The sequence below is a fragment of the Streptomyces sp. 150FB genome, assembly GCF_000818195.1.
Lineage (GTDB): Bacteria > Actinomycetota > Actinomycetes > Streptomycetales > Streptomycetaceae > Streptomyces.
On record NZ_JTHL01000001.1, the window covers coordinates 6,773,013 to 6,774,455 of the forward strand.

The following is a 1,443-nucleotide window of genomic DNA, read 5'->3' on the forward strand; positions in this document are numbered from 1 at the left end:
TTTCCGGTGTTCGCTGCCGCGTTGGATGAGGTCTGTGGGGAGTTCGGTCCTGAACTGCGGGAGGTGATGTTCGGCGGTGAGGGGCTGGATGAGACGCGGTGGACGCAGCCCGCTCTGTTCGCCTTCGAGGTGGCTTCGTTCCGCTTGCTGGAGTCGTGGGGGGTCCGGGCGGACTATTTGCTGGGGCATTCGATCGGTGAGCTGGCTGCCGCGTATGTGGCGGGGGTGTGGTCGCTTGCCGATGCGTGCCGGGTGGTCGGGGCGCGTGGTCGGTTGATGCAGGCTCTGCCCGCCGGTGGGGCGATGGCGGCGGTGGAGGCGTCGGAGGACGACGTCCTGCCGCTGCTGGCCGACGGTGTGAGCATCGCCGCCGTCAACGGGCCAACGTCCGTGGTGGTGTCCGGGGACGAGTCCGAGGTCGAGCGGATCACGGCGTTCTTCACCGAGTCGGGCCAGCGCACACGGCGGCTGAAGGTGAGCCATGCGTTCCACTCCGCTCGTATGGAGGGCATGCTGGAGGACTTCCGGTCAGTGCTGGAAAGCGTGGAGTTCCATGCTCCGCGCCTGTCCGTGGTCTCGAATGTCACCGGCCGGATGGCCACCGCCGAAGAGCTGACATCTTCTGCGTACTGGGTCTCCCAGGTCCGTTCGGCGGTCCGATTCGCCGACGGGGTGGGCGAGTTGGGCGACAGGGGCGTGTCGCGGTTCGTCGAGGTCGGTCCGGATGGCGTGCTCGCCGCCATGGTGGGTGAGCTGTCGGACGGTAGTACGGCCGTCCCGCTCGCGCGCCGCGACCGGGACGGGGAGCGTACGGCGCTGAACGCACTCGCCCGGCTCTGGGTGTCGGGTGAGGGCGTGGACTGGGCGAGGGTGATCGGCGGCGGACGCCGGGTGGACCTGCCCACGTACGCCTTCCAGCACAGGCGTTACTGGCCCACCGCCAAGAAGACCGCGGTCGGGGCGGAGGATGACGGTGGCTTCTGGGAGCTGGTGCAGGGGCGCGACCTGGCGGTCCTGAGTGCTGAGTCGGGCATCGACGGCGAGGTGCTGGAGTCGGTTGTGCCGGCCTTGTCGGCCTGGCACCGGCACGAGTTGGAGCGTCGGACGCTCGCCGCCTGGCAGTACAGGGAGACGTGGGAGCCGGTGACAGCCCCCTCGGCGACGGCGCGTCGCGGTACGTGGCTGGTGGTGTCGGTGGACGGCGTGGACACGGCCGGGATGACGGACGCGTTGGATGACGTACAGACGGTGTCGGTCCCTGTCGGAGCTGGTCGTGACGTGGTGGCGCGGGTGTTGTCGGCTGCCGGGGCCGGTGGGGCTTCGTTCGCCGGTGTGGTGTCGCTGCTCGCGCTGGGCTGCGGTGATCCGGTCGCGGATACGTTGGCGTTGGTACAGGGGTTGGGTGATGGTGGTGTTGGCGGGTCGTTGTGGGTGGTGACTCGT

The 1,443-nt window shown here is 69.2% G+C and carries 1 protein-coding gene; it reads left to right on the top strand.

The features are described from left to right. Positions 1 to 21: 21 nt before the first annotated feature. On the top strand, positions 22 to 1,443 hold a 1,422-nt coding region (locus QR77_RS29200; RefSeq protein ID WP_160310967.1), incomplete at its 3' end, for an acyltransferase domain-containing protein.